Below are 3,255 nucleotides of genomic sequence, written 5' to 3' on the forward strand. Positions count from 1 at the left end.
CGGCGTCGGACTGGCTCGGCGAGCAGAAGCTGCCGAAGCCGTGGCCGACCCCGTCCGCGCGCACAGGTACCCCTCGGCGTTGAGCTGGCCGTAGCACTCCTGGACGAGGCCCCGGGAGACGCCGAGCTGGCGGGCCAGCTCGCGGGACGACGGCAGCCGCTCCCCCGCCTTGAGACGTCCGGTGCAGATCGCGTCGCGCAGCGCGGTCTCCAGCTGCGAGCGCAGCGTCCCGGTCGCGTCCCGGTCCAGGTCCAGCAGCAGCTCCGGCGGCGAACCGGCCCACTCGATTGCCATGAAATCGGACCATATAGCAGGCCGGATGCTCCTCTACCGTCGTGCCCATGAGCGAGACACGGGAGACACTGCCGCCGCCGAGCACCGCCGCCGCGGTGCGGCCGCCGCTGGTCGGGCGGCATCTGGCGCTGGTGTTCGCGGCCGCCTTCGGCACGCTGACGGGATTCTTCCTGCTGTTCTCGGTCGTGCCGATGTACGCGGTCGACGGCGGCGCGGGCGGGGTCGGGGCGGGCGTCACCACGGGCGCGCTGATGCTGACGACGGTGCTCGCCGAGCTCTCGCTGCCCCGGCTGCTCGACCGGTTCGGGCACCGGCGGATGCTCGCGGCGGGTTTCGTGCTGCTCGGGGCGCCCTCGCTCGCGCTGCCGTTCTCCTCGGCCATGGCGACGATCACCGTGGTGAGCCTGGTGCGCGGCCTCGGCTTCGCGGTGGCCGTGGTGGTGACGGGCGCGCTGGTCGCGGCGCTGCTCCCGGCGGAGCGGCGCGGCGAGGGGATCGGGCTGTTCGGGGTCGTGGCCGGGGTGCCGTCGCTGCTCGCGCTGCCGCTCGGGGTGTGGCTGGCGGGCGAGGTCGGCTACACGCCGGTGTTCGTCGCGGGCTCGGTCGCCTCGCTCGCCGCGCTGGCGGCGCTGCCCGGCCTGCCGCGCGAGATCACCGGCAAGGACTCCCCTGGACCGGCCCCCGAACGGCCCTTCGGCATCGCCGCGGGCCTGCGGTCGGCGGCGCTGCTGCGCCCGGCGGTCGCGTTCGCCTCGACCGCGATGGCGGCGGGCGTCCTGGTCACGTTCCTGCCCGACGCCGTCCCCGCCCGGGTCGCGGCGGCGGCGCTGTTCGTCCAGCCGGCGGCCGCCACGCTCTCGCGCTGGTGGGCGGGGCGGATCGGGGACCGGCACGGCGCCGCGCGGCTCCTCCTGCCCGCCGTGGCGGTCTCCGCGTCCGGCATCGCGCTGCTGTCCCTGGCGCCGGACACGGTCGCCGTCCTCGCCGCCATGGTGGTGTTCGGGGCGGGCTTCGGCGTCACGCAGAACGCCAGCATGGCCATGATGTTCGAGCGGGCGCCCGCGTCCGGCTACGGCACGGTCAGCGCGCTGTGGAACATCGGCTACGACGGCGGCATGGGCGTCGGCGGCGCCGCGTTCGGCGTCACCGCCGCCGCGACCGGCTACCCCGTCGCCTTCGCGCTCACCGCCGCCGTGATGTTCCTGGCCCTGCCCCTGGCGGTCTCCCGCCGCTCCGGCTCCCGCCGCTCCTAGCCGAGGCGGCCGGCGATCCGGTCGACGTCGCCGCGCTCCGCCTCGGGCAGCGGCGCGCCGGCGGCCGCCCGGGCCCGCGACGCGGCGGCCAGCGCCCGCGCGGCCTCCGCACGGCGGCCGGCGAGCGAGAGCGCCCCGGCCAGGCCCTCCTGCGCGAGCGCGACCGCGCGGGGATGGCCGGTGGCGCGGGCCGCGGCCAGGCCCTCGGTGTGCAGGTCGAGCGCCCGGCCGGCGTCGCCCCGCAGCTCGGCGATGAACCCCAGCTCGGCCAGGAGGAAGGCCAGGCCGGGCGCGCCGTCGATGTCGCGGCACCAGTCGAGCCAGCGCCGCAGGATCGCCTCGGCCTCGGCCAGGCGCCCGCGCCTGCGCGCCGCGAGGGCGAGGCCGACCTCGGCGAAGTGCTCCATCCGGCGGTGCGCCTCGCGGACGGCCAGCCGCCTGCCGCGCTCGTGCAGGTCGTCCGCGCGGTCGAGGTCGCCTTCGAGCAGCGCGACGCGGCCGAGGCGGGCCAGCCGGCCGGACGCCTCCGCCCGGAGCCCGAGCTCCTCCGCGTCGCGCAGGCCGCTCTCGTGCAGCTCCCGCGCGCGGGCGTAGTCACCGGTCACCTCCGCGACCAGGCCGAGCGTCTCGGTGGCCTGGAGGCGGCCCCACCGGTCGCCCGCCGCGCCGAACAGCCGCAGGGCCCGCTCCCCGTCGCGGCGGGCCCGGGCGAGGTCACCGGCCGACAGCGCCTGCCCGGCCCGCACGGCGAGCGCCGCCGCCTCGCCCCACTCGTCTCCCCGGGCGCGGAACCCGTCGAGCGCGCGGGCCGCGAGCTCGTCGATCGCCTCCAGGTCCCCGAACCCGCCCCGGACGAACCCGAGGAACCAGCGCGCCCACGGGTCGCCGTCGGCGGCGAGGGCCTCGCGCACCCGCTCGTCGCGGTCGGCGCCGTCGCCGTCAAGCATGGCGAACCCGGTGTGCCAGGTCCGCGCCCGGGCGGCGGACGCCGGGTCCGCCGCGCCCGGCACGGCGAGCGCCCGCTCGAACGCCCGGCGCGCCTCGCCGGCGCGGCCCCACAGGAACCAGGCCCAGCCCATCGCGTCGACCAGCCGCAGCGCGCGGCCGGCGTCCCCCGCCCGGACGGCGCCGTCGAGGGCGGCCCGCACGTTCCCGGTCTCCGCGCGCAGCCGCCGCAGGGCGTCGCGCTGCCCCGGGCCGCGCAGGTCGGCGCCCTCGGCCAGGCGGATGTAGTAGTCGGCGTGGCGGCGGCGCACCCGCTCCTCCTCGCCCGCCTCCCGGAGCCGCTCGGCGGCGTACGCGGCGACCGTTTCGAGCAGCCGGTACCGCGGCCCCTCGCCCGCCACGACGAGCGACCGGTCGACGAGGCCCGCGAGCGTCTCGACGTCCGCGCCGCAGACCGCCTCGGCCGCGTCGAGGGTGCAGCCGCCCGCGTGGACCGCCAGCCGCCGCAGCACCGCCCGCTCGCGCTCCCCCAGCGGCTCCCAGCTCCAGTCGATCAGGGCGCGGAGCGTGCGCTGCCGGGGCGGGGCGTCCCGGGCGCCGGACGACAGCAGCCGGAAGCGGTCGTCCAGCCGCTCGGCCAGGCCGGCGACGCCGAGCGCCCGCACCCGGCCATGGGCTCAGTCTCCCGCGTGTGGCAGCGTTCCGCTTGTACGCCCCCGCCCCGCCGGTGACACTGTTCTCCGGCGACACCGTTCACCGGCGA

At 78.6% G+C, this 3,255-nt stretch carries 3 protein-coding genes; 1 reads left to right on the top strand and 2 read right to left on the bottom strand.

Going from position 1 to position 3,255, the window contains the following annotated elements; genetic code table 11:
• The coding region (locus AB0K37_RS41255) for a winged helix-turn-helix domain-containing protein (RefSeq protein WP_363991432.1) at nt 1-294 on the bottom strand (294 nt) is incomplete at its 3' end.
• A gap of 47 nt (nt 295-341) precedes the next feature.
• Between AB0K37_RS41255 and AB0K37_RS41260 the strand changes: the two genes are divergently transcribed.
• The gene (locus AB0K37_RS41260) at nt 342-1,547 is read left to right on the top strand and encodes an MFS transporter (protein ID WP_363991435.1); all 1,206 of its coding nucleotides are present in this window, start codon (nt 342-344) and stop codon (nt 1,545-1,547) included.
• On the opposite strand, the gene AB0K37_RS41265 is transcribed toward AB0K37_RS41260, so the two are convergent.
• The gene (locus AB0K37_RS41265; RefSeq protein WP_363991437.1) at nt 1,544-3,157 is read right to left on the bottom strand and encodes a hypothetical protein; all 1,614 of its coding nucleotides are present in this window, start codon (nt 3,155-3,157) and stop codon (nt 1,544-1,546) included. The two genes, AB0K37_RS41260 and AB0K37_RS41265, sit on opposite strands and share 4 nt — an antisense overlap.
• Between the last annotated feature and the right edge of the window lie 98 nt (nt 3,158-3,255).

Origin of the sequence: Actinomadura sp. NPDC049753, from assembly GCF_040674655.1 — a bacterium.
In the GTDB taxonomy this organism is placed as follows: domain Bacteria; phylum Actinomycetota; class Actinomycetes; order Streptosporangiales; family Streptosporangiaceae; genus Spirillospora; species Spirillospora verrucosospora.